The sequence below is a fragment of the Phormidesmis sp. 146-12 genome, assembly GCF_052939495.1.
The window spans coordinates 43781-67637 of the sequence record NZ_JBJPHS010000027.1; the positions used below are offsets into that span (position 1 = coordinate 43781).

A 23857-nucleotide genomic window follows, 5' to 3' on the forward strand; every position below is an offset into this window, starting at 1 on the left:
AGGTCATTTCATGACACCCTTTGTCATATTTCAGCAATAGAGTAGAAAGTAGTTGCGAGCGTTTGGAGAATTGTGATGCGCGCCGATCGACTCCTCTCTATCTTGATGTTGCTGCAAGTTCATTCTCGGTTAACCACACGCGAACTAGCAGAACGATTGGAAGTGTCTGAGCGCACTATTCACCGGGATATGGATGCGCTCAGCAGTTCGGGGGTTCCAGTGGTAGCAGAACGCGGCAAGAGCGGAGGTTGGGGCTTGATGGAACACTATCAAACTACATTAACCGGACTCAACCTGGCAGAAATTCAGGCGTTGTTTTTGCCGAAACCCACACATTTATTAGCCGATTTAGGCTGGAGTCAGGCGTTTGAAGCCGCATTACTCAAACTTCTAGCCGCATTGCCTGCCGCTAATCGTCAGCAAGCAGAAGTGGTGAGCCAACGGATTCATGTTGACCCAACCGGATGGCATCACTGGGAAGAAGAGATGTCAGCCTTTCCGGTTCTGCAATCTGCAATTTGGCAAGAACGACAAGTTTACTTGAGCTATGAGCGCGGCAATGGTAAGCAAGTTGAACGATTAGTCAATCCTCTTGGATTAGTTGCCAAAGGGAGCATCTGGTATTTAGTCGCAGCGGTAGAGGAAGAAGTGCGCTCTTACCGGATTTCACGAGTGCAAAATGCTGCCTTGACAGACTTTCACTGTGTACGTCCAACAGAATTCAATTTAGCCGACTATTGGCAGCGATCGATGGTGGAATTCCAGGCAAATCTTCCTGCCTACCGTGTGACAGTGCGGGTTGCTCCAGAAGCAATGTCTTGGTTGCGGTATGGGGGTTACTTTGCTCGAATTGAACGGATTGATGCTCCCGATGCTGAAGGCTGGATTCCTGTCTTGCTGCGGTTTGATATCGAAAAAGCAGCTTGTGCGTATGTATTGGGGTTTGGCGCACAAATGGAAGTGATCGAACCTTTAGAGTTACGCGATCGCGTTTTGCAAGCCGCTAAGGAAGCGATCGCGTTCTACACCGAACGTTGAATCAACTCGGATCAATGATGCTATCTGTTTGCAAGATTGGCATAGAATTTAAGCAGACGAACACGTACCCGTGTAGCAAAGCGATCGAGCATCAAGGGAACGATGACTGACTCTGCTCAAAACAAGCTACCTCTCGTTCTTCCTCAGCCGCCAATTCTGGCAAGTGATGGCGCGAACTGGAAAAACATTCAATTCGCCCATTTTCGGCAATCTCCTTGTCAGGTGCCGGAGCAGGTGTTGCCTTTTCATGTCATTTGTATGAATGCGGGTAAACCCGTTCGACTGGAACAAGCCGTCGATGGACAAAAAGAAACCGTTGACTCAGTGCTAGGAGATTTAGCGATTTATCCAGCTTATGCAACTCAGGCGTTCGGCTGGGACACAGAAACTGAGTTTTTCAATCTGTTTTTAGAGCCAACATTCCTGACTCAAGTTGGGTATGACGTATTTGGGAACGATCGCATCGAACTCATTCCTCACCTCGCAGCATTGTTCGATCCATTTCTTCAACAAATGGGGTTTGCGTTAAAAACATCTTTGGAAATTGACGGAGAAAACAGCAATCTTTATGCTGATTCAATGGCACAGGCACTCGTTGTTCATCTTTTATGCCGATATTCAAGCAGTTCCCGTCAAATCAAACCCATCATAGGTGGCTTTACTCAGCAGCAATGGAGGCAAATTTCTAGTTTTATTGATGCAAACCTGGATCAGAATATTAGCCTAACTGAGTTAGCTGCGATCGTGCAGTTAAGTCCTTATCATTTCGCGCATTTGTTTAAGAAGTCAACGAATACATCACCTCATCAATACCTAATTTATTGCCGGATTGAACGGGCTAAACAATTGATGCGGATGGGAGATTTGTCACTTGCAATGATTGCTCAGATGGTTGATTTTGCCAGTCAAGGACATTTCACCTATCACTTCAAACGTTTGATGGGTGTAACGCCCAAAGTTTTTTATATGCGCTCGCAAGAACGTTGAAAACGATCGCAAGAACCTTGAAGAAAAGCAGTTGTACATTGCCACATACTGAGTGCATAAGCTGATTTCAAGGTTCGCTGATGCAACACATCCTTCATATTGACGCGAGCTACAGTGGGGAGCGATCGGTATCACGAGTTTTGTCTCATGACTTTATCACAGCTTGGAAGAAGCTTCACCCTGAAGCTGCCGTTCTCTACCGAGATCTAGGGCATTTTCCAGTTCCCTACATTAACGAAGCCTGGATTGCCGCCACTCATTCGTCACCCGAAATTCTTACACCTGAAATGATTGCAGCTTTGGAAGTGTCTAATCCACTGCTAGAAGAGTTTTTGTCGGTTGATGGTTATGTTTTTGGAGTGCCAATGTATGGCTTTACAATTCCGGCAACTTTAAAAGCCTACTTTGAACATTTGATTCGGCTTGGACGAACTTATGAGGTCACTAAAGCAGGGGTTAAAGGGCTGGTGCATGGAAAGAAGGCGCTGTTTATTACGAGCTGCGCTGGTAATTATGCTCCGGGTTCTACTTTTGGTGAGGATCATCAGGAACCGTATCTTCGGACGCTGTTTAAATCGTTTGGAATCAAGGATGTTCAGTTTGTCAATGCAGGTAATCTGATTTTCAAAGATCGAGAACAGTCTATTTCAGCAGCTCAAGCAAGTCTTCAATCCCTTGCAACTCAATGGTAAGGAACGACAACATTCTTTAGGCGATCGTGCCTGTTGTAAAACATGACTACTAACACTTGTACGAAAGGAAGGAATTATCATGTCTCATGAGAATATTGAAACCGCTCGTCGTCTATTCAAAGCTGTTGAAACACGCGATGTCGCTGGAGTGCTTGCCACTTATGATCCTGAGATTGTCATCCACGATGCTGCATCTCTCCCCTATGGTGGCATTCATCACGGTCTAGAAGGAGCAAAACAACACGTTGAAGGGGCGGCTCTAGCCTGGAACCATCTTCAACCGGAAGCCGCTAGAAAGATGAATGGTGTGTTTCTGGATGCAGGCGAGTACGTCGTCGTGCTATGGCGGCTCAAAGGATTAGAAGCGAGTAGTGGTAGAACACTAGATGCGCCCGTGGTCAGCGTTTATAAAATGCGGGATGCAAAAATCATTGAGTCCCAAATGTTTTACTCGGATACAGTTGCGATTAGCGCTTTTTTGTGCAACTCCGAAGGAACCGCGCAATTTTTAGCAGGCAAACCCTAAATTGGCAGATTGGGAGAGAAACAGAATTAATCTTTTCTCTCGCAACCTCAGCATCAACTGATTCAACAGTGCCAACTGCTCGCAGTCTTGTTTTCTTCTGGAGTTCTCCGAATTGAATTGAGTCGCGATTGCTCAACACCAATATTAAAGTAGGAATTAAAGTAGGATGCAATTACAACGGGTAGAAGGATCGCGCGATGTGCAACTTTTTCTTAGCCCCCTTTTAAGGGGGTTGGGGGATCACACCGTCGGAGGCACAGCCAGAGATCCCCCCTCAATCCCCCTTCAAAATTGGGGGACGTTGACTAGAAAGGGCGTTGCTGAATCAGGGGATGAATTGCCCCAAAGCGGCGGGAAATCCAAGGTTCAAAGTCCCCCAATTTTGGGGGATTTAGGGGGCGAAAAGATGGACACTTCCCACAGATTCATTCCTCCAATCAGCAACGCCCTAGAAAGTTGCCCGTCGCGTAGGATCTTCAAATGACAACGATTCGACTAGCACAACTCATTGATGCGAAGGCTGTATTGACCCTTGCTCAAGGATTAGCGACAACATTTGTGATTGACCCGCAGGCATTTGACCTCACTTTCCCAGACCTTCTCGCTGATCCGTCAAGCTATTTGGTAGTGGCGATCCATGATGCTTCCATTCGCAACAACAGAGTAGGCGAACCACAGGAACCGAGTAGCGTCGCTCAGGAAATTGTGGGCTATGGAATACGGCGTTTGTTGAATCTGACGATAAACGGCTACAAGCGTCTACAGTTAGGAAATTTCTCCAAACAATTTCTGATTGATTTGAGCAGTTTCTGCATAAAAATTTATCGCAGTACCCATTAGATAAATGAGTCGTGCCGACACTATTGGAACGAGAGGAATAAATTGATGAATCATTCAGATAGAAATTGGAACAACCTGTTCGGAGAATATACGACCGATGAGACTGCTTGGTATGGGCAGTGGAATTCGTACTCTCCTGAGCAGGAGTTGATCAAGAGCAAACAGGTAATCAGAAGTTTTCGATCGAATGTAGATAATACAGTCATTACTCACACCAACCGCTATCTGGATGATGATGGAAATGTTGTGGATAAAACAAGCTGGCAGATCGATCGAGAAACCTGTAACCAGCCGAATGGAGTGAGCCATCCTGCCGCATCCTCAATGCGAACGTTGTCATTTGGAGCAGGTGCGACGGCTTGGCTTTCACAGAAACTCAGCCTCGGAAACGCCTGTGGTCTAGAACTTTTCTTTGGAAATCACGAATGGCGATCGAGTGTTGTGATCGTCTATGGAGAAAATGGTCAGCTTGATCGGATTACACACATTCGAGAACACCGGGGCGGCTTCTCTGATCAATTCCTGAGCAAAGAGCTATCAGAACTTTCAGGAAATTGGATTGGAAAGAAACGCTGCATGACTCCTGACCTGAGCATTTCATCTGAAGAAGAGACTCAAGTCTCCTTTGATCAAACCAGTGACCCTGACAAAATCATTCGCCTTCCCGGCAACACGATCGTCAAGTTTTCTGAGAGCGTCGATGTGAATCAACCGATTCAGCTTGCAGCAGGTCACCAAATAGCAGACGATCAATTACAGTTTCTTGCGGCTCACTATGATACTACAGGTTCGTTCACGCAGTTGGTTTCTGCAACGTTACAATCTTAGTCTCGACTGAGGTAGCTGGTCTAATAAACTAGCTGCTTGAGTCGTAAAATGCACCCACGAAGCAAGTCTGTCGAAACTGTGTAACACACAATAAATTTGCGGGAGAACGCAGCCTTGTCTATCCTCAAACCTATTCAGATTCGTCAACTCCTCAATCTCTCAGCTAACATCGATCGCATGATTGATACTATCGGTAAACTGAGCGGTTGGCTGGTGATGCTGACGATCGCAGTTGACTTCTACTTACTCAAACCGCAGCTTGAGTTCCAGATTTCGTCCCAGGGTTGTCCTCCGGTTTCGAGTCCGCACTGGCTGCTGGTGGCTTTGAGAATTAATTCGTTGTTCCAGCGATGTCTCAGTTCTAACGTTAGATTTCCTAACATGGTGTCGCGGCAGGCAAAGCGCAAGCCCGTGGCAGTGGGGGCGCGTAGCGGCGTTCCGGGTAGGTCGGTGGTGCCCGTGAGGGTGACTGTGTACTGGGCGTTTTTTGCCTCCATTTTCCAGTAGCCCCAGGGTTGAATGTCCCAACTGACTTGAGAATTCCAGGGCACAAATTCGTAAAATTTTCCTTTGTGATGAATGCCGATCATCGCCACCGATTCCATCCACCACAATACGCCTCGTCTGCCGCCGCCTGCTGTTAATGCTAGATCTGGCTCATTCTCAAAATGGTTGCAGTTGAGCCAAAACCACTTTTGCGGAAAGGCTCCACCCCAATTCTTTTCACTATACGCCGGGGCGTTCACGAATTCATATCGCTTCCCATTCCAAGCAATCCAACCAGTGGCTAATCCATGCGCCATGAGAATTTGCCAGCCCGGTTCAAAGATTTGCAGCGACGACAGAAAACCCGCCGTTGACTGCTGCGGACTGCCCGAACTCGCCCACCCGTATACAGGCTGAATTTCATACTGCCATTCCGCAGACTTGCCGTTGGGTTCGTGCAGTTTGCCTTGATGCCAGGTGGCCGTCGCCTGATAGCCTTCCTGAACGTGACGATCGAACCCTTCCCGCTCCAAATATTCAGGCTGACTCAAATCTGTTTTGCCCCAGTGACCCAACCCCAGCGCGTCTTTCCAGGCCCAAAAGCGACTCACATCGGGAAAGGTACGACAGAGGTATTCATCATCAGCACCGAGAATTTGCGCTGCACCGCCACTGTATGGTTGCTTGCCTGTGGGGTCTTCGATCGAATACATAAATGCAAACGTCTGACCCTGTGGCACCGTCACTCGGTAATACCAACCTTCAAAAAAATTGCGGCTGCTTCCATTCCAGTGATAGCCGCTATGAGGGGTCTGTAAAGGATGAAATTGGTTCATAGTAGGTGCATTCTTTGCAAGGGCCAAACGGATTAACAGCACAGCGAATATGAGTCGATCGCGCGTTAAATCGACAGGTGAAATCCCCTATTAGAGACCCCATGCCTTCAACGTAGCGCTGATCAGAGGGGAGCGCCAAAAGCCGCTGAAGTTGACGGTATTCCGCCGCTCTCATGGCAGATCGTAGACGAATCTGTGCCCGCGCCTCGGCTCGACGCAAGAAAATAAAAGACAGTAAAGGGGGAGCCAGCCCGATCGTCAGAACCAAAATGATCTCAAGCATAAGGCGACTTCCAGCAATGATTTTACCCGTTCAGCGGTCGAATTAAGATGTCCCATTTTAGTAGCTCTGGATTGCGTTCTAATCGACGCTCAACTTCACGCATTGCTACTTTGGATAGCGAAATGCCTGTTGGATAAGTCTGGGTGTTCAGCATTACTGTCGGGTGAATGCCCTTCCAAGTCATACTTTCTGCCCAAGAGAGCATCGTTTGTACGTCACTCAGTTGCGTTCCATTCCAGTGCTGTTCGAGGATGCCCCAACAGCGCTCAATCGAATTGTACTTGCTATGATAGGGCGGATGCATTGGTTGAAGCGGCTCTGTTGGTTGATGCGGCTGAAAAAGCGCGCAACGGTGCCAACCCTGGCATCACTCCCAAAAACAACATCTCTCTAACTTTCTCTAGCGACGACGGAACCGCTAACATGGCCGCTACCTTGTCTGTAGATGTCACGGTGGGTGCTGATGGATCGGTGCGTTACCTACCCAAGGACTATCTAGGCGGTGCTTATGCAGTGTTTACCCGGCACCGTCACTGCTACGGCTGCTGTTCCTTTCACTTCGACGATCGACGCTGCTGGCTCTCTGACCATCACCGCCCTCGATTACCTTGCCCCCGTCCCGGTGCTTTAAACAGTCCCCCTAACCCGCCTGCTTGCCACTAAAATATCTTGCAGTTTCTTGCGATCGTCTCTCATAGGGGTATCGCTTCGCTCAGGACGCGATCGCGGATTCTGGGTCGCAGTCCTTTTTCTGTGACAACATCCACCGGACAATTCAGCAGGTCTTGTAGTTCCATCAGCAGACCACCGAGGTCAAGCAGGCTACGTTCTGCCTCCATTTCCACCAGAAAATCCACATCGCTGTCTGCGTCAGCTTCGCCCCGTGCCACAGAGCCAAAGACGCGAACATTGTAGGCACCATATTTTGATGCTGTTGCTAAAATCACTTCCCGTTTTTCATGCAACTGTGCCCCAATGTTCATAAGCAACTTTCCATTTTGTCTTAATTATCCCATCATCGTACTGCGATCGCTGCATTCTTGAAGGCGGCTCAGGCATTGCTATGCCTCGGCTGTAGTTGCTGTAGTAGAGCTTGGGTCAGCAGACGATCAGAGAACTGGGCGGTTTGCCCTGTCGCAATCGTATGGCGTAAAAAATTCAGGAAGTCTTCCTTATAACAATGGTTCGGACAGTTTTTGGGTGAGGGGATAGACAAGAAAGCTATCGATCCCTTAGGGTGCTGATCAGAAAAAACAAGCACCAAACCGATAGCTGTATGCAAATTGTACAAAGTTTACTGGAGAAAATGGGCGGGTTGAGCAAACCCCAAATCAAGGGACTCACCACGCTGTTCGCCACCGTCCTCATTGTCTGTGGAAAAGTGAACTTTACGAATTTGAGCCGCTACAGTTCGTTGAGCGAAAAGACGTATCGCCGCAGATTCCAGCAGTCGTTCCCGTTTACCCGGTTCAACCTGGAAGTGATTAGAGCAGCAATGCGAGAGGATGGCGCGATGATCGCCCTGATGGATTGCTCGTTCATCGCCAAGAGCGGGAAGCAGACCTTTGGGTTGGATCAGTTTTACAACGGCAGCCACGGTCGAGTCGAAAAAGGGTTAGAGGTGTCGTTGGTGGCGGTGGTGAATGTTGAGACAGAAGTGGGGTACAGCGTACAAGCCGAGCAGACCTTTGAGCAGGCGATGTTTCCTGAACTAACGCGAATGGATTATTACCTGGATCAACTTCAGCGAGTGCGCCCACAGCTACCTGAGCAAATTCGCTATCTTGCGGTCGATGGCGCGTATGCAAATCAACCGTTTATCACCGGAGTCGTGGCGCTGAAGCTGGAGGTGATTAGTCGCCTGCGGCGCGATGCGAACCTGCGCTTTGTGTTTGAGGGGCAGCAGAAGGCACGAGGTGCCAAACGCAAATACGACGGCAAAGTCGATTTAGCAGACTCAACCCGGTTCACCTAGGTGTGCCAACTGCAACCGGGGTTTGACCTCTACACCCAAGTCGTCTGGCACGTCTCGCTCAAGCGTCAAATTCGCCTCGCTTATCTCAAAGACACCCGCAAACCTCACAAGCCCAGCTACGTCGTGCTGTTCTCAACCGATGTGCATCAAGCCGCCGAGCAAATCTATCGCTTCTACAAGTTACGCTTTCAAATCGAATTCATCTTTAGGGATGCCAAGCAGTTCACCGGATTGAGTGATTGCCAAGCGCGAGATGTCAAAAAGCTCGATTTTCATTTCAATGCCAGCTTTACCGTCCTGAATCTTGCCAAACTCGATGCCCATCAGCAGGACGCTGGCAAGCAACCCCTGGTCTTTTCGATGGCGAGTCTCAAACGACGGGCACTCAACGACCATTTGCTGAACCTCTTTATCTCAAAGTTAGCGCTGTCCCCAAAAGCGATTAAATCTCATCCTAACTACCAGAGTCTTCGCTCATACGGCGTTATCACTGCCTAATTCTGTCCAGAGTGTTGATCTAAAGCAACAGGTCTATTAGACAAGAAGCCAAAAGAAGAAGTTAAAAGCTTTGCTATTCCTGTGGAAAGCGCAACTGCCACGATGAGTACCAGACAGTCCAGGCAGATTCCAAAGTCGCATACGTTTCTTCTGGAGAGTTTTTTAAGGGCGTGGAGAGATGAGTCCAGAGACAACGAAAATCGCGAAGGTTTGAGCGCCCAAATAGCCAGGGAGCAATGCGATCGATTCTCAAGTCATGAGCATTGCGATTGTCCCGAAACTGAATTCCTGTTACGGTGCTGCCGCCTTGGGGATTGATGCAGACGCTCAGATAAGCTTTATTTTGGTCAGAAAATACTTGGTAGAATCCGATTCCAGGCTGATGACGAATGCTGGAACGATTGTGGGTAGTACTCTTTTGATAGTCTCTGAGATAGTGTTCTACATCGCCATCGGTATCGACTAAGTAGCGAATTTCGACATCAACAATAGATTGATTTTGAGAATACTGATAGACCTTTCCAGCAATGAAGTTACGACGAACGGGATGATCAGCTAGAGAACGGTTGCCTGCTGACTTCCATCCTGGTAAAGCGATCACATCTGGAAACACAAAAGGCGTTGCGGCGGCTCTGGGTTGATTAGGGTTAAAAATAGACTGACCCAACACAAAAAGAACCCCTCCCAGAAGGGAAATTAATAATCCAGTGCGAAATTTGTCAGTGTTCATCAGATTGCGGGATCAGAAAATTGCAGAATGCGCCAAAACTGAAGACGGCGATCGTTGAAAAAATCAAAGATCCATCGCTCACATGCCAGTATTCAAACGCCGACTGATTGGACAAGGCAACCAGGACAGCCATCAGCGCCACTCGTAACCCGTTGATCGTGAAAGCGAGGGAGAACGCGATCGTGACCAGCCACACTTTTTGATGAAATCGAGTTCGGCACAAAAACAGATAAATCAGCGCCAATCCCAATAGTTGCAAAATGACAGCTATCCCAGAACAGCCTGCATAAACTTCGATCGAGCCTCTAGGTAAATGAATCAACAGCCCCTGACGCGAAACATCAAACCCCAGACACCACAGCACAAATGTCGAGAATCTAGCCGTTAGTGGAGACGGATCGATGAATAGAGAAACGAATCCTGGTGGAATTATAAAGAATGCTAAAAGCATTAATTCTCGCCAGTAGTGTTTGAGTCGAGACATACCAGAAGCCATCAAACTGATGCCGAGAACAGAGACAAAAGGCAACAATCGTAAAAAAATATCGTTTCCAATCAGAAACTTACTTTTGATCAAGACCAGTGACATCAGAAATGCACCCAGACTAATCGAAAAGATATCACTGCTGAGATTCAATTGCGATCGCTTTTTGAAGACGAGAGCAGCGATCGCAAACCAAAATAGAATGCTAGATCCTATGAGGTCAGTATTTTGGCTGTGAGAAACTAGACTGAGATGTAGCGCGATCGTTCCTACCAGCAAACCCAGCAACAAATATTGAATTCCACGCGACTGCTTCATACGACCTGTCAAATCAGTGACGGAAAGGGGGAATTTAGAATGAGGCGATCGCTTAACGTTGCTTCCATCGTTTCCAGCCAAAGCGCGACAGGAGTAACAAAACGGCGGCAAGGCTGCCCAAAATTTCTCCAGGTTCGGGGACAGGATCAGCCCCGTTGCCAGTCGGTTGATTCATTCCTTCAGGCGTTTCCACAGGCACCTGTACCGTTTTTCCAGAGTTAGGTTCGACTCGATTTTCTTGACTCACCGCAACGAAAGCTGTGTACTTTGATAGTAATCGGTATTCTAATGCAGTATCTGTGACTGATTTGATTCCAGCTTCTGTTTCCTTCGCGAACATTTGATTGGTTAATTCTTTAATTCGAGCGCGTCCCCAGAGTTGGGCAATGCCACCCGACAGCGGTGACGAAGATGAGTTACCAGTATTCGCAAAATCGACTGGGACAATTTTCTCGTAGCGTTTTCCTCCGATCGCCGTTCCCGTAATTTTGAGGTTACCATCTGAGCGATCGCCCTTGCGTCCAAAAATCACCAAAGGCTGATTGGCAAACAGATCGGCTGTCTTAAGCGGATAGATTTGTGGAGCGGCTCCTGACCCTTCCCACGTGATCTCAATGTTGGTCAAAACGGGATTGTTGATGTGCTGAAAGAACTTCTCGACGATCGGGCCAGCTTTCTCATTAGGCATCACGACTTGAGAAGTTCCTCGTCCGAGTTCGGCGATGCGATCGATTAAGAAACGGTTAGACACTTCTCCCACCCCAAAACTGTAGAGTCGATTGCCTGGTTTCAAGTTTTTTTGCACTTCAGCGATCACCCGTTCATCATCTCCAATCAAGCCGTCCGTGATCAGTACAATGCTGCGGAGTCGTCCATCTACGGCGGGCGGAAAACTCATCACTTTTTGGATGCCGTTAAACAATTCGCTGCCGCCATTAGCCTCTAGTTTGTTGACGTACTCGATCGCTCGTTGGCGGTTTTCTGGCGTGTTGGGCAACGGTTTGTCTGACAGTTGAGTCGTGACGCTGGCGAAGTCGATAATCGTAAAGGTGTCGTCTGGATTTAAGCCCTTCAAAAAGCGGCGCATTAGTTCTTTAGAAGCCTGAATAGGTTGCCCTCCCTGTGATCCGGAGGTGTCCATCAGAAACACGACATCCTTGGGGACAATCTCATTGGGCTGGTACTGCAAGGCGGGAATTAAATAGGCAGCAAAGTGTCCTCCTCGGCGATCGGTATCCGTTAACACCGTCGATTGAGCCGTGGTATCTGCAACCTGATATTTCAACACCAGATCTTTGTTGGGAATCGTTGTTTCATTCGCCAATTGAATGCGCGTCACTCCGCCATCTTGAGCGGTTTGTACCTGATGAGACGGAGAATTCATGCCCTTAATGGGTACACCAGCGTCGATCTCGACCGTAACTCTGATGTCTTGCCCCGATCGTGTCTCTGGTGCTTTCGTTGCGGGTAAAATTTTATTCGCGTCCGCAATCACACCACTGGGAACATAGCGTGGCCCAACCACCATCGGAAAATCAAACTCATAGTTTCCTTTCTCGAACTTCAAACTATTGGTATATCGAATCGTTACATCGATCTTCTCACCCGGTTTAATATTCGCAAGAGACTGTGTAAATACGTTGTCGCGTTCTTGTTCTAGTAATCCTGCGGTTTTGCCGTCCTGTTTCGCCTGATCGTAAATTTGCTTTGCTTCCTGACGTTTTTTGATCAGTCCGCGAATGATACGATTTCCGACTCGAATTTCCATATCATCGACTGCCGCCTCGTCAGGCAACGGAAAAACATACACCGCCTCCAACGGTTTGTTGAATGGATTAGTGAACGTCTGCGTGACCTCAACTCGTGACACATTTCCAGTCACTCGCGCCATCACTTCGGTATGTTGCAGCGGAAAGGCTTGCTGTTTGTTGTCTGTGTTGAGAAAAAGTCCTCCGATCGCCGCAGGCTGGTTTTGTTGGGGTGGACGTTGATAGTCAGGCGTACTGTAAGTCCTTGATACCATTTGCGTAACGGGGAACATCAGCGATCGCGCCCCCGCAACACTGGCAATCAACACAACGCCTGCTGCAAGCCACCGCTTTTTAAACCGACGATGGGGTGCTTTTAAGTCTTTCAACACCTGGTCAGCCGAAAAATAGCGTCGAGTGGTGCCGCTTTCTAGCAGCTTATTGAGAATTAATTCAAGCTGAGGCGTGATTGTTTTACGTTTTACGTGGGGTGTTGTCGTCAGGAATCCGTCTTGCGTTCTCGAACGGGTTGCAGATTTTTTGACGTAGTGTTGCCAAACCCATTTATTTTCGCCACTATCAAACAACTCAAAGGGCGACATTTCTGTTAGCAAGTGAATGCAGGTGACTCCCAAACTGTAGAGATCGCTGGCGTAGATTGCCTTTCCTCTAACTTGCTCTGGGGCAGTGTAGGCGGCAGATCCGATCATCGTCCCGGTTTTGCCCAGGGTGGTTTCTGACGTGTATTTAGCTGCTCCAAAATCAACGAGAACTAGCTTACGATCGCTCGATCGCCGCACAATATTTTCGGGCTTGATGTCACGGTGAATGACTTGATGAGCGTGAATAAATTGCAAAATCGGCAGAATATCCTGCAACAGTTGATGAATTTGGGCTTCATTAAATGCGCCATGCTCCACCAACTCTTGAGCCAGATTGCGCCCGTCGACAAATTCTTGCACCAGATACTGCCGTTGATCCTCCTCAAAGAATTCCAGCAGTTTGGGAATCTGCGAATGAGTGCCCAGTGCTTCTAGTCGTTGCGCTTCTTGACGAAACAATTCGGCTGCTTTTTCGGTGTTGTCGTGCTGCTGCGGAAAAAATTGCTTGACGACACAGTAGGGTTGCGTGAGGGGTGATTCGTCGATGACCAACAACGTTCGCCCAAACCCACCCTGACCAATCAAGCGAATCGCCCTGTAGCGATCGTTGAGCCGCAGTTTTGTTCCACAGTGACGACAGTGTTCAGCGTTCAATTCGTTTTCTGGATGCTGACACTTGGGATTAAAACAATAAGACTGCTTGGGGTTAACTGCTTTTTCGGAGGGAGAAGTTTTCATGGCGATCGCTGGAGTGCAAAAATATTTGGATTGCTAGAAGTAAAGAAACTTGTTAAGAATGGATTGAGCGCGTGAATGGTTAGACGATAGAATTTGTAAGCTATAGTGAATACTTTATTCAACAAAAGAAATCAACGGCAATACAGGAAAGTTAAGGATAGTTCAGCCAGTTTTTGCATTAAAATTCTGACCTTTGGGCAAGTTCGGCTTTGACGCTGCCAAAAAGTGAGTTTTAATGAGGAAAAGTCTTGTCTGCCTGATATGGATGTGGAAACCGCGATCGCGCTGGCTGATCAGTTATTGCTCAAAAAAGCTGGAAAACCGATGAATGACCTGCAACGACTGGTTTTTCGGGGTGCGTGGCAAGGCAAGAGCTTTACAGAAATTCATCAGGACTGTGCGGAGCGGTGCGGATTGGATCATCTAATGCGAAATGTCGGCCCAGAGTTATGGAGACTGCTCTCTGAAGCGATCGGGACAAAGGTAACAAAGAACAATTTGCAGGGGCCGATCGAGCGGTTGCAGACGGTTTTACCCGGTTCTCTTCAAGCCAGTGCGGTTGATTTCAAAGAGATCGCGGTTGAAGCCGATCGCCGTCCCTATGAGTCGGAGGCGTATCAGGAAATTTTGAAGCCAGGGGCGCTGATTCGGATTAAGGCGGCTCAGGATATGGGAAAAACTTGGCTGATGGAGAAAACTTTGACCCAGGCGAGACAAAAAGGCTACCAAACCCAGGCGTTGAGCTTCGATTTGTGTGACAGTACGATTTTTACGAATTTAAATAAGTTTTCTCAGTGGTTTTGCGCCAGTGTTGCTCAATCTTTGGGCTTACCCAATCAACTAAGCGATCGCTGGAGTGATATTTTTGGCTGCAACTATAACAGCACGTTGTATTTTGAAACCTATTTACTGCCAGCAATCACGACTCCATTCGTTTTAGCATTGGATAATGTCGATCTGGTGTTTGAACATGCTGCGATCGCTAACGATTTTTGTGCCTTGCTGCGGGGCTGGAATCAACGAGCCACCCAGGGAGACGAGACAGGCACCATCTGGAAAAAGCTGCGGTTAATCGTCGTGCATTCTACTGAAGTTTACGGAGCGTTAGACATCAATCACTCTCCTTTAGGCGGCGTTGGATTAGTGATCAAACTACCCGAATTTAGCCTCGATCAAGTTCGAGAATTGACGCAAAAATATCAGCTTGGTTGGAGCGATTTTGAGGTAGAAAAATTGATGGCGATCGTCGGCGGTCACCCCTATCTAATTCAACAAGCGCTCTCTCAAATTGCTCACCACAAACTGACCCTCGACCAGCTATTACAAACCGCCACGACTGAATCGGGGGTCTACAGCGATCATTTGCGTCGTCATTTGATTCACTTGCAGCAGCAGCCCGCTCTTGCTCAGGCATTCAAGACGCTGATTAGGGCCGATCGTCCGCTCCAACTCGACACGCTTCAGTCCTTTAAGCTTGAAAGTATGGGGCTGGTACACCTTCAAGAAAATCAAGTGATTCCTCGCTGTGAATTGTATCGACAGTACTTTCGCGATCGCCTCCCATGATGCATCCTCTCTCTTATCAAGTGGGCGGCAATCTAGCGATCGATGCTCCCACCTATGTCACCCGCAAAGCCGATCGCGACTTGTATGAAGGTCTAAAAGCAGGAGAATTTTGCTACATTCTCAACTCGCGGCAGATGGGAAAATCAAGTTTGCGCGTTCGCACAATGCATCGGCTTCAGTCTGAAGGAATCGCCTGTGCGGTGATCGATTTGACGACGATCGGGATTGAGCAAATCAGCCCAGAACAGTGGTACGCCAGTCTGATCGGAAGTCTGGTAAATAGTTTTAAGCTGAAAATGGATCTGGTGAGATGGTGGCGCGATCGTCAATTACTTTCGCCCGTTCAACGTTGGAGTCATTTTTTAGAAGACGTTCTGCTGAATCAGATTCACAGTCAAATTGTGATCTTTATTGATGAAATTGATAGTGTTCTTAGCCTTCCATTTCCAGTTGAAGATTTTTTTGCGGCAGTTCGCGCTTGCTATAACCACCGTGCCGAAAGTTCATCTTACCAGCGTTTAACATTTTCTCTATTAGGCGTTGCCACTCCTTCTGATTTAATGCAGGATAAGCAACGGACTCCCTTTAATATTGGGCAGGCGATCGAGCTAACCGGATTTCAACTCCCCGAAGCAGACGTGTTGGCCCAGGGGCTTGGCAACGATCCGATCGCGACCCTGAAAGCCATCTTGCACTGGACAGGCGGACAACCCTTTCTGACCCAAAAGCTCTGTCGATTAGCCGTTCAAGAATCCACCACAAACATCGATCGCCTCGTCCAATCCCACATTCTCGACCACTGGGAATTTCACGACGAGCCAACCCACCTCAAAACCATCCGCGATCGCCTCCTCCACAACAAACAACGCGCCGGACGACTCCTCGGACTCTACCAAAAAATTCTCCACCCAAGCATCCCAAACCCCACTCCTCACTCCTCACCCCTCACTCCTCACCCCTCACTCCTCGGCATTCCCCCCGATGACAGCGCCGAACAAATCGAACTGCGGCTCTCTGGTCTCGTCGTAGAGCGACAAGGCAAACTGACGGTTTCCAATCCGATTTATGCAGCGATTTTTGACCTGGACTGGGTGCAAAAGGGGTTGACGGGGCTGTGTCCCTATTCGGAGGCGCTGGCGGGCTGGATCGCAGCCAATCGCGATGAGTCCTGGTTGCTGCGGGGATATGCCCTGCGAGAAGCTCAGAGTTGGGCGGCCGACAAGAGTTTGAGCGATCGCGACTATTGGTTTCTAGATGCCAGTCGCGAGTTAGAAAAGCGAGACGTTGAGAAGGCATTGGCAACCGAGAAACACGCCAAGGAAGTGGCAGAACAGGCGAATCAAATTCTCACTCAGGCTCGACAAAAAGCAGAATTTGCCCTGGAAACCGAACGCCAAGCCAATCAGCGACTCGCCAGAACTCAATGGAAAGCGCGATGGGTGGCTCGACTGGGATTCATCATGCTGGCGCTGTTGGCGATCATTTCGATCACGGTCAGTTTAGATGCGCGTCTTTTGATGCAGCAGGCAGAGGCAAAACGCAGAGCAGCCGAGATTTCTAGCCTCAATGCTTCGAGTCAATTGATGTTGTTGAGGCATGATCAGTTGGGGGCACTGGTGGCGAGCGTGAGAGCAGGTCGGCAGCTTTTGAGTCCCTTATCTGGACGGACTGAGCAAAAAAGCGGCGATCGAGGCGTTTCAGCGATCGAGGAACCTTATATCGATCGACGGTTAGACAAAGATAATCTCACGGCTCAGACCACAGACGCACTGCAACTGGCAACCTATAGTATTCACGAATTAAATCGCCTCCAGGGACACCAGGATAAAATTAATAGTGTGGCGTTTAGTCCTGATGGGCAACAGATTGGATCAGTGAGCGACGACGCAACCGTTAAACTTTGGCAACCAGATGGACGATTGATCAAAACGCTTTCCTGTCGATCGACAACATCAATAATTCAACGCTGCGGCATCATTAATGGAATTAGCTTTAGTTTAGATAATCAATCGATTGTAACGGCTGAACAAACTGGAAAAATTAGAATTTGGAATCGAAATGGTGACCTAGTTCAGACAATTAACGCGCATCGAGAAGCGGTTGAAAGTGTTGCAGTGAGTCCCAATGGTAAAGTGATTGCTTCAGCAAGTTGGGACAATACTGTTAAACTCTGGAATCGGAACGGTGAAGCGATCAAGACAAAGACCGTGATGAAACACCAGAAAGCTATCTACAGCGTCAGTTTTAGTCCTGATAGCGCAAGGTTGGCAACGGCTGGGCAGCAGGGCGACATCAAGCTGTGGGATCTCAACGGAGATTTGGTCAAACAGTGGACAGCCCACCCTCAACAGGTCAATAGTCTCAGCTTTAGTTCTGACAATCAAACGCTGGCATCTGCAAGCAACGATGGCACCGTCAAACTCTGGAAACAGGACACATTACTCAAAACCTTGACCCGCAAAAATGGATCAGTTTACAGCGTTGCTTTTAGTCCTGATGGTCTGAGTTTGGCGGCTGCTTATCAAGACGGCACGATCAAGCTTTGGCGTGTCTCAGATGGCAGTGAGATTGATAGCTTTCAAGGACACAAAGGAGCCGTTTATGGCGTGAGTTTTAGCCCTGATGGTCAAAAGCTGGCAACTGGAAGCTATGACAACTCGGTGAAACTTTGGAGAATTCACAATCCGCTGCGGCAAGATCTCAAGGCTCACACAGCGGAGGTCAACAGCGTCAGTTTTAGCTCAGATGGGCAAATCGCTTCTGCGGGTCAAGATGGCAGCGTCAAACTCTGGAATTTGGCATCCACTGATGCGACCGATTTCACCTTTCTCAAAACGCTGACTCAAGGTTCTAATTGGCTTCAAGCTGTCAGTTTTAGCCCCGATGGGCAAATGGTCGCGATCGCCAGTCGAGATTCAACAATCAAACTTTGGAATCGCAATGGCGCACAAATACAAACGCTAAAAGGACACAAAAATCGAGTCTACGCCGTTAGTTTTAGCCCTGATGGACAAACGATCGCTTCCGCAGGCTATGATGCCACAATCAAACTCTGGAATCGGAATGGAGAGCTTCTGAGAACGCTCAAAGGTCACAGTGGTCGAGTTTACAGCGTTCGATTTAGCCCGAATGGACAGCGTTTAGTTTCAGCAGGAGGCGACGAAACGGTGCGCGTGTGGACTCCAAACGGACAGTTGCTCAGTACGCTACGGGGACACAGTGGCAGAGTCTATGGGGTGGCTTTTAGTCCAGATGGGCAGATGATTGCATCCGTGGGCAACGATGGAACGGTGCGATATTGGGAGTTGCCCGATCTGCTGAAGCAGATATCTCTTCGAGGTCGCTTACTCAAAACGTTTCAGGGGGATGAAGGCCCTGTTTACACGGTGAGTTTTAGCCCAAATGGTCAGACGGTTCCTTCGGAGTTGCGCGGAGCGCTAATCGCAACGGGTGGTCAAGATGGCAGCGTCAAATTATGGAGTCGGGATGGCAAGCTAATCAAAACTTTGAGGGGACATCGGGATGTGATCGAGAGCGTGAGTTTTAGCCCGAATGGTCAGATTTTAGCGTCGGCAAGTCGTGACCATACGATCGTTTTGTGGCGTTGGGATCTCAATCTACCGGAGCTATTAGATCAAGGTTGTGACTGGCTCCACGATTACTTGCAAAATAATTCAAATGTGAGTGAGGACGATCGTAGCCTCTGTCAAAAACGCTCTTAGCGCACCTTCTATTTTTTAGCAAGCGTTCGTATCGTTGAGCAGAAATTGAAGAGATAAAGACTTTAAAATGTCGCTGGCGGGGACTGTTTGGCAATGGTGCCGCTGGAGTCATCCCAGCAGGAGCCCAGCATAGGGCAGTCTGGGATCGATTGATCAATTGATCTCACTGTTGTTTTCTTGCATCCGACCTTTGTGCAGCAGGCGGCATCGGAAATAATTAACGTGAGTTCGACGAAATACTTCGCTCCGACTGCAAATTCGGGAACGCCCCCTAAATCCCCCACAAGTGAGGGACTTTGAGCCAAGACTTGCGGTTTCATAGTCCCCCAGAATAGGGGATTTAGGGGGCGAAGCGGACTGGAACGGAGCGACAAAAATCTGTTCATGACTCATTTAGGATTGCCATATGTAGTTAGTAATTAATGGCGATTAGTGGAGACAATGCAGTAGCGAAAGGACACAGAATTGATCGCCGATCGTCATGGGAATCGCTTCGATTTGACAATTAATCTGAACGCTGCCTAAGTCAATCGTTTCTCGCCCTCTGTAGGGATATCCGGTTTCGTAAACAGTGCAAATTTGGGAATCATCGCAGACAGATTTGTGTTTGGGAATAAAGCCACCGCTCCATGATTGAGTTTGTGTTCTCCACCAGATCCGTAATTTCTTTTCGGGATTGTCGAGTTTGTGTTCGGTGGGTTTGAGTGAGTAACGCCAGACAATCAGTGCAGCGTTGTCAGATCCTTGCTGGATCATTCTCACCAGCGTTGCTAAAAGTGATGTTTGATAAGTTTCTGAAAGTGATCGCGCCGTATCAAAAGAGATTCCCAAATCATTAAGGCGAGGAATAAAGGACGATCGCGGCATTAACAAATCGGCGGCACCTTGATCACAGAGGCTTTCTTTGCGTTGTTCGCTCCAGGGCAAGGAGTTAGCGATCTCTAAGTGAGCGTCGAACAACAGTTCCATCAATTCGTGTCCTTCGGTAAAGCGCTGTCGAGCGATCGGATCGTCTTCTTTGATCAAAATCGTCCCGGTGTTGCTGTCAATGAGAATTCCCTGCTGCTCATCCAGCGGTGCGCGAATGGGATTGGGAATGCCAAAGTGGTTGTAAATCAGAGAGAGATCGATCGCAGGTTCATCGCTTAATCCAGCCGATCGCCGCAAAAAGTCCACGTATAAATAGACATCTTCCTCACGTTGGAGTGCGCCATAACGAGCCAAAAAAGCATGTCCAGGATGGCGATAGTTCATAAATCTGCCCGATCGACGGCGACGGTGAGCGACTCGTTGATTTTATCCTTTTCCCATTGTCACCTTGATCACGCTGTAGAGAAGCTCCCATTTTTCGGGCGTGGTAGGCTGTTGTCCGCGATATTTGAGTCGAGCCAGCATGATCACATCGTCAGGGGGCAGTTTCGCAGATTTGGCAAATTTAGCGAGACTTGGCGGCAATTTTGGCTCTTCTTGTGTCGTCAAATCGGGGGATTCTTCCTTAAGTCCCAAGGTGGCGGAGAGTTTTTCACGAACTTGCCAGGAAAGGTTGGTGGCTTGCCCCCGCTCGATTTGAGATAGATAGTTGCGAGAAATCCCGATCTTTTGGGCGAGGTCTTCCTGGCTGAGATTTTCTTGGAGGCGACGATCGCGAACTTGTTGTCCAAAGTGATTCATAGCAGTTGTGATAACTATAGTTTGCAAAATTTGTCATCAGACATTGCGTTAGCCACAACACTCTGATAAAGTAGTACATACGAACCGTAAACCGTCGTTCACATTCTACTCCTACTCCAGCAATAAATATCAATTTTAGGTACAAATTTTTTACCCGCGATCGCCCACGAGAATTCATCCCAAAAACTATCGCCAAACGAGGATCTGCTATGAATTCCAAACCGATCTGGCAATGCAAAAGTTTAAGTCAAAACTCAAAGCCACGACCGCAAAAATCTAGAAAAAAACTCAGCAAATTCTGGCAGCGGTTCACCATGCAGCAGATTGATTGCTCGATCGAATGGCACATCCGCAACTGGAATCTGAGTGGCTGTTGGGACGATCTCATAGACGATCGCTAAACCAATCGCCTTCACCTACTCAAAATCGTCGGCTGCCCCCGGTTGATTGAGAAATTCTTCGGCAGATTTGCCCGCAGGCAGGGCCGGTGAACTGGTCGTAGAAGGTTCTGTCTTTGCGTCGGGCTTAGTAGCGTCGGGCTGGGCAGGCGATGAGGGGACAGCACTGGCAACCGAGGGCGCGATCGGGACTTCAATAATCCGTTGCCAACTCACATCACCCGAAGGCTCGATCGTAACCTGAATTTTGTCTGTGGGATTCGCTTTCGCAATCACTTTCCCATCTTTTTCTGATTGTGCAGGCTTCTCTTCGGGTTTGCTGTCTGATTTCTCTTCAGATTTCACATCTACCGTCGAGGCTTTCTCACTTGATTTACCGTCGCGTTTAATCAATTTGCACTCAAAGATTTCACCGGGCTTCGCTGCTTTGTAAACACCACTGCCACAATCGACCGTTACCTGCCCCACTTCTTTCTGTAACCCTTCCTGAACAGCCGTTTGAATCTTAGCCATGTTCAGCAGCCCCTTGACGCTAGGAACCTCCCACTGAACTTTGCCCTGACCATCTTGCTGAGTCACCGGAATCGCAAATCCGCTATTAGAATCCAAAACGCCCACGCATTCAAACACTTGCCCTTCGGCAGGCTTAATATCTTTGGGACAAATCACAGACGTTAATGAGGTTCCGCCTTGCTTAACAATGCTCTCTTGAATGGAAGCCTCCATCTGAGCCGCATCCAGCGATTTACCACAGCCCGTAAGCGCGATCGCACAGCCGACCACTCCCCAAAAACCACGAATAGAAAAACGAATTACGATAGCAAACCTCCTCATAGAAAAAACGATTTAGGGATGCAGTTGAGGAATGCGATCGTACACTGGAGTCATCACCCCTAAATAACTTTCTTTCGTTAGAGTATCAAAGTTGCGAATGAGTTTGGTTAATAGAAGGTAATGGTTGGGATAATAGTCGATTAATCTTAAAAAGTCATGAATGGACAAGCGTTCAGTCGGCTCATCTTCAGTTTGTTGGTGACGTTTGCAATTGTTTTGAGCAGTCAACTTGTAGCCTCTATGCACCCTCCTATCGAGCTTTTAAGCGATCCATTTTTGCAGCTTCCAACAGAGTCGTCTGTGCGCGTTGTCTGGTTTACGGAGTTTACGGGCCGCCACACGGTTTCTTATGGGACAAACTTTGAGCGACGAGCGATCGCGACGACCACAAAACTCAGCCGCACCCGCGAAGATCAAAATTCTAGAGTCGCAGAACAAACGCAGGATGGACAAAAATATCAACGTCCGATCGACCGTCCGATTTGGCGACATGAAGCTATCGTAGAAGGCTTGAAACCAGGACATCGCATTCCCTACCGGGTGACGAGCGTGCGCGAAGATGGTCGAGCGATCGCCAGTAAGTCTTTCACTTTAGCGCCCAATCCAACTGTGGGAACTCCTCTGAAAATTTTGCTCACGTCTGACCATCAACTCAAACCAATGGTGCCTGCCAACCTGCAAAAAGTGGTGGACACGATCGGGCGAGTCGATGCCGTTTTTTGTGTGGGTGACTTGATCAATGTGTCCGATCGCGCGTCCGAATGGTTTGATGATAATCGCGGGAATGCCTTCTTTCCTAGCCTGCAAGGTCGGGCAAATTATCAGCTAAATGGTAAGCGGTATCAGGGTGGCGAAATTATTCAACATGCTCCCCTGTATGCAGCGATCGGAAACCATGAAGTGATGGGTCGATGGTCGATGCGGACGAGCTTAAATGAGCAGTTTGACGATGCCATTCCGCGATCGGTGGCTGAGAAATTAGACGGCGCAAAGTTGGATGAATCCTGGCTCAAAAATCATTCTTTTAACACCGATACTTACGAAGAAATTTTCACCTTTCCAGAAAGTTCTACCGGAAAAAAACGCTACTACGCGACGACCTTTGGCGATGTGAGATTAGTGGTTCTCTATGCGACCAATATGTGGCGAACACCGAGCCTGGAAGCAGACGCAAAAGGCAAATATCGCGAGCGACAATCCGATTTCAATCAGCCCCAAAACTGGGGATATGGTCAGCATATTTTTGAACCGATCGCCCAAGGCAGTCCTCAATATACCTGGCTAGAATCAGAGCTTGAGAGTGCAGCTTTCAAACAGGCGAAATACAAGATTGTCATGTTTCACCATCCGCCCCATTCGCTCGGCGAAAACGTTGTCCCGCCTTATACCAATCCTGTGCCAGTGGTTGCTTCGCAGTTCTCCGAAGGGGTAATCGCCCGCACCAAAGACAAAATCCAATCCATTCGCTATGAGTATCCTCAAGCAGATGATTATTTAATTCGAGATGTCGTACCGCTGTTGGAACGTTCAGGCGTACAGCTAGTTTTCTACGGTCACTCACACTTATGGAATCGATTTGTCAACGCTAAAGGAATCCACTTTTTAGAAACGTCTAACGTAGGAAATAGCTATGGTGCCTATGTGGGAGAGAAACAGCGATCGCTTCCCAAAGATAGTAGAGAAACCTATGCGGCGATCGACAATCCCAATGGATTAAAACCCATCACTCCCACACTCAAACCATTACTAGACGAAACGGGAACGCCAATGCCTTACATTGCCAGCAACGAGATCACAGCCTTCAGTATTTTAGACACCGGAACTGGAATCATCAGCAGCTACCATTTTGACACCAAAGATCCCCAAGCTTCCGTTGTCAAATTTGACGAATTCAAACTCTAAGGAACGCGAGTTTATTAACCTGAAGTTCTCTAAATATTCTGGCGTTGCTGAATCAGGGGATGAATTGTCCCAAAGCGGCGGGAAACCCAAGGTTCAAAGTCCCCCAGGATGGTAGGGTTGATTTATTCTATGGGAAGGAAATGTAGGCTAAGAGA

24 protein-coding genes are annotated in these 23857 nt (G+C 48.2%); 13 read left to right on the forward strand and 11 right to left on the reverse strand.

The features are described 5' to 3' along the window. Window positions 1-75: 75 nt before the first annotated feature. The 6 genes from ACKFKF_RS13610 to ACKFKF_RS13635 all read left to right on the forward strand — a co-directional run bounded on the left by ACKFKF_RS13610 (window position 76) and on the right by ACKFKF_RS13635 (window position 4911). Window positions 76-1038, forward strand: a complete 963-nt coding sequence (locus ACKFKF_RS13610; protein ID WP_446860293.1) for a helix-turn-helix transcriptional regulator — start codon at window positions 76-78, stop codon at window positions 1036-1038. A gap of 102 nt (window positions 1039-1140) precedes the next feature. After that, a complete protein-coding gene (locus ACKFKF_RS13615) occupies window positions 1141-2025 on the forward strand; it encodes a helix-turn-helix transcriptional regulator (RefSeq protein ID WP_446868194.1) in 885 nt (294 codons plus the stop codon). 80 nt (window positions 2026-2105) lie between these two features. Then, window positions 2106-2717, forward strand: a complete 612-nt coding sequence (locus ACKFKF_RS13620; RefSeq protein ID WP_446868195.1) for an FMN-dependent NADH-azoreductase — start codon at window positions 2106-2108, stop codon at window positions 2715-2717. Between the two features lie 79 nt (window positions 2718-2796). Beyond that, window positions 2797-3243, forward strand: a complete 447-nt coding sequence (locus ACKFKF_RS13625) for a nuclear transport factor 2 family protein (RefSeq protein WP_446868196.1) — start codon at window positions 2797-2799, stop codon at window positions 3241-3243. Window positions 3244-3723: 480 nt separating this feature from the next. Continuing rightward, window positions 3724-4083 carry a hypothetical protein gene (locus tag ACKFKF_RS13630; RefSeq protein WP_446868197.1) on the forward strand — a complete coding sequence of 120 codons (360 nt, stop codon included), beginning with the start codon at window positions 3724-3726 and terminating at the stop codon, window positions 4081-4083. 45 nt (window positions 4084-4128) lie between these two features. Continuing rightward, window positions 4129-4911 carry a DUF3598 family protein gene (locus ACKFKF_RS13635; RefSeq protein WP_446868198.1) on the forward strand — a complete coding sequence of 261 codons (783 nt, stop codon included), beginning with the start codon at window positions 4129-4131 and terminating at the stop codon, window positions 4909-4911. Between the two features lie 239 nt (window positions 4912-5150). Here the strand turns inward: ACKFKF_RS13635 and ACKFKF_RS13640 are convergent, their stop codons facing one another. Genes ACKFKF_RS13640 through ACKFKF_RS13650 form a run of 3 tightly spaced genes read right to left on the reverse strand, consistent with a single transcriptional unit; the run spans window position 5151 to window position 6820 of the window. Next, window positions 5151-6233, reverse strand: a complete 1083-nt coding sequence (locus ACKFKF_RS13640) for a tocopherol cyclase family protein (protein ID WP_446868199.1) — start codon at window positions 6231-6233, stop codon at window positions 5151-5153. Further along, entirely contained in the window at window positions 6199-6516 is a 318-nt protein-coding gene (locus ACKFKF_RS13645) for a DUF6464 family protein (RefSeq protein WP_446868200.1), read from the reverse strand. The genes ACKFKF_RS13640 and ACKFKF_RS13645 overlap by 35 nt, the downstream gene beginning before the upstream one ends. A 22-nt stretch (window positions 6517-6538) precedes the next feature. Continuing rightward, complete coding sequence (locus tag ACKFKF_RS13650; protein ID WP_446868201.1) at window positions 6539-6820, reverse strand: ISAzo13-like element transposase-related protein; 282 nt, start codon at window positions 6818-6820, stop codon at window positions 6539-6541. On the opposite strand from ACKFKF_RS13650, the gene ACKFKF_RS13655 reads away from it, so the two are divergent. Beyond that, a complete protein-coding gene (locus ACKFKF_RS13655) occupies window positions 6820-7179 on the forward strand; it encodes a hypothetical protein (RefSeq protein ID WP_446868202.1) in 360 nt (119 codons plus the stop codon). The two genes, ACKFKF_RS13650 and ACKFKF_RS13655, sit on opposite strands and share 1 nt — an antisense overlap. A 29-nt stretch (window positions 7180-7208) precedes the next feature. On the opposite strand, the gene ACKFKF_RS13660 is transcribed toward ACKFKF_RS13655, so the two are convergent. Beyond that, the gene (locus ACKFKF_RS13660; RefSeq protein WP_446868203.1) at window positions 7209-7499 is read right to left on the reverse strand and encodes a nucleotidyltransferase family protein; all 291 of its coding nucleotides are present in this window, start codon (window positions 7497-7499) and stop codon (window positions 7209-7211) included. 293 nt (window positions 7500-7792) lie between these two features. Here ACKFKF_RS13660 and ACKFKF_RS13665 point away from each other — a divergent pair, with 293 nt between their 5' ends. Then, the gene (locus ACKFKF_RS13665; protein ID WP_446868204.1) at window positions 7793-8491 is read left to right on the forward strand and encodes a transposase; all 699 of its coding nucleotides are present in this window, start codon (window positions 7793-7795) and stop codon (window positions 8489-8491) included. Next, window positions 8492-8989: a transposase gene (locus ACKFKF_RS13670; protein ID WP_446868205.1), complete on the forward strand. Its 498-nt coding sequence runs from the start codon at window positions 8492-8494 to the stop codon at window positions 8987-8989. Between the two features lie 73 nt (window positions 8990-9062). Here ACKFKF_RS13670 and ACKFKF_RS13675 read toward each other — a convergent pair whose 3' ends face one another. From ACKFKF_RS13675 to ACKFKF_RS13685, 3 genes are read right to left on the reverse strand one after another with little or no spacing between them, the layout of a single operon-like run. Next, on the reverse strand, window positions 9063-9719 hold the full coding sequence (locus ACKFKF_RS13675) for a cyanoexosortase A system-associated protein (RefSeq protein WP_446868206.1): 657 nt from the start codon (window positions 9717-9719) through the stop codon (window positions 9063-9065). Continuing rightward, window positions 9709-10521, reverse strand: a complete 813-nt coding sequence (gene crtA, locus ACKFKF_RS13680; RefSeq protein ID WP_446868207.1) for a cyanoexosortase A — start codon at window positions 10519-10521, stop codon at window positions 9709-9711. The genes ACKFKF_RS13675 and crtA overlap by 11 nt, the downstream gene beginning before the upstream one ends. A gap of 52 nt (window positions 10522-10573) precedes the next feature. Then, window positions 10574-13609 (reverse strand): protein kinase domain-containing protein, encoded by a 3036-nt coding sequence (locus ACKFKF_RS13685; protein WP_446868208.1) that lies wholly within the window; start codon window positions 13607-13609, stop codon window positions 10574-10576. A gap of 225 nt (window positions 13610-13834) precedes the next feature. On the opposite strand from ACKFKF_RS13685, the gene ACKFKF_RS13690 reads away from it, so the two are divergent. Then, window positions 13835-15175 (forward strand): AAA-like domain-containing protein, encoded by a 1341-nt coding sequence (locus ACKFKF_RS13690; RefSeq protein ID WP_446868209.1) that lies wholly within the window; start codon window positions 13835-13837, stop codon window positions 15173-15175. Then, window positions 15172-18897, forward strand: coding sequence for a WD40 domain-containing protein (locus tag ACKFKF_RS13695; RefSeq protein WP_446868210.1), 3726 nt, complete (start codon window positions 15172-15174; stop codon window positions 18895-18897). The genes ACKFKF_RS13690 and ACKFKF_RS13695 overlap by 4 nt, the downstream gene beginning before the upstream one ends. Before the next feature lie 429 nt (window positions 18898-19326). Here ACKFKF_RS13695 and ACKFKF_RS13700 read toward each other — a convergent pair whose 3' ends face one another. Both ACKFKF_RS13700 and ACKFKF_RS13705 read right to left on the reverse strand, forming a co-directional pair. Continuing rightward, window positions 19327-20151 carry an ImmA/IrrE family metallo-endopeptidase gene (locus ACKFKF_RS13700; protein ID WP_446868211.1) on the reverse strand — a complete coding sequence of 275 codons (825 nt, stop codon included), beginning with the start codon at window positions 20149-20151 and terminating at the stop codon, window positions 19327-19329. A 42-nt stretch (window positions 20152-20193) separates the two neighbouring features. Further along, window positions 20194-20568 (reverse strand): helix-turn-helix domain-containing protein, encoded by a 375-nt coding sequence (locus ACKFKF_RS13705; RefSeq protein ID WP_446860275.1) that lies wholly within the window; start codon window positions 20566-20568, stop codon window positions 20194-20196. 209 nt (window positions 20569-20777) lie between these two features. Between ACKFKF_RS13705 and ACKFKF_RS13710 the strand changes: the two genes are divergently transcribed. Next, window positions 20778-20969 (forward strand): hypothetical protein, encoded by a 192-nt coding sequence (locus ACKFKF_RS13710; RefSeq protein ID WP_446868212.1) that lies wholly within the window; start codon window positions 20778-20780, stop codon window positions 20967-20969. A 15-nt stretch (window positions 20970-20984) separates the two neighbouring features. Here ACKFKF_RS13710 and ACKFKF_RS13715 read toward each other — a convergent pair whose 3' ends face one another. Then, window positions 20985-21800: a DUF4333 domain-containing protein gene (locus ACKFKF_RS13715; protein WP_446868213.1), complete on the reverse strand. Its 816-nt coding sequence runs from the start codon at window positions 21798-21800 to the stop codon at window positions 20985-20987. A 12-nt stretch (window positions 21801-21812) separates the two neighbouring features. Continuing rightward, window positions 21813-22028, reverse strand: coding sequence for a hypothetical protein (locus ACKFKF_RS13720; RefSeq protein WP_446868214.1), 216 nt, complete (start codon window positions 22026-22028; stop codon window positions 21813-21815). Between the two features lie 12 nt (window positions 22029-22040). On the opposite strand from ACKFKF_RS13720, the gene ACKFKF_RS13725 reads away from it, so the two are divergent. Further along, window positions 22041-23702 (forward strand): metallophosphoesterase, encoded by a 1662-nt coding sequence (locus ACKFKF_RS13725; protein ID WP_446868215.1) that lies wholly within the window; start codon window positions 22041-22043, stop codon window positions 23700-23702. The last annotated feature ends 155 nt before the right edge of the window (window positions 23703-23857 follow it).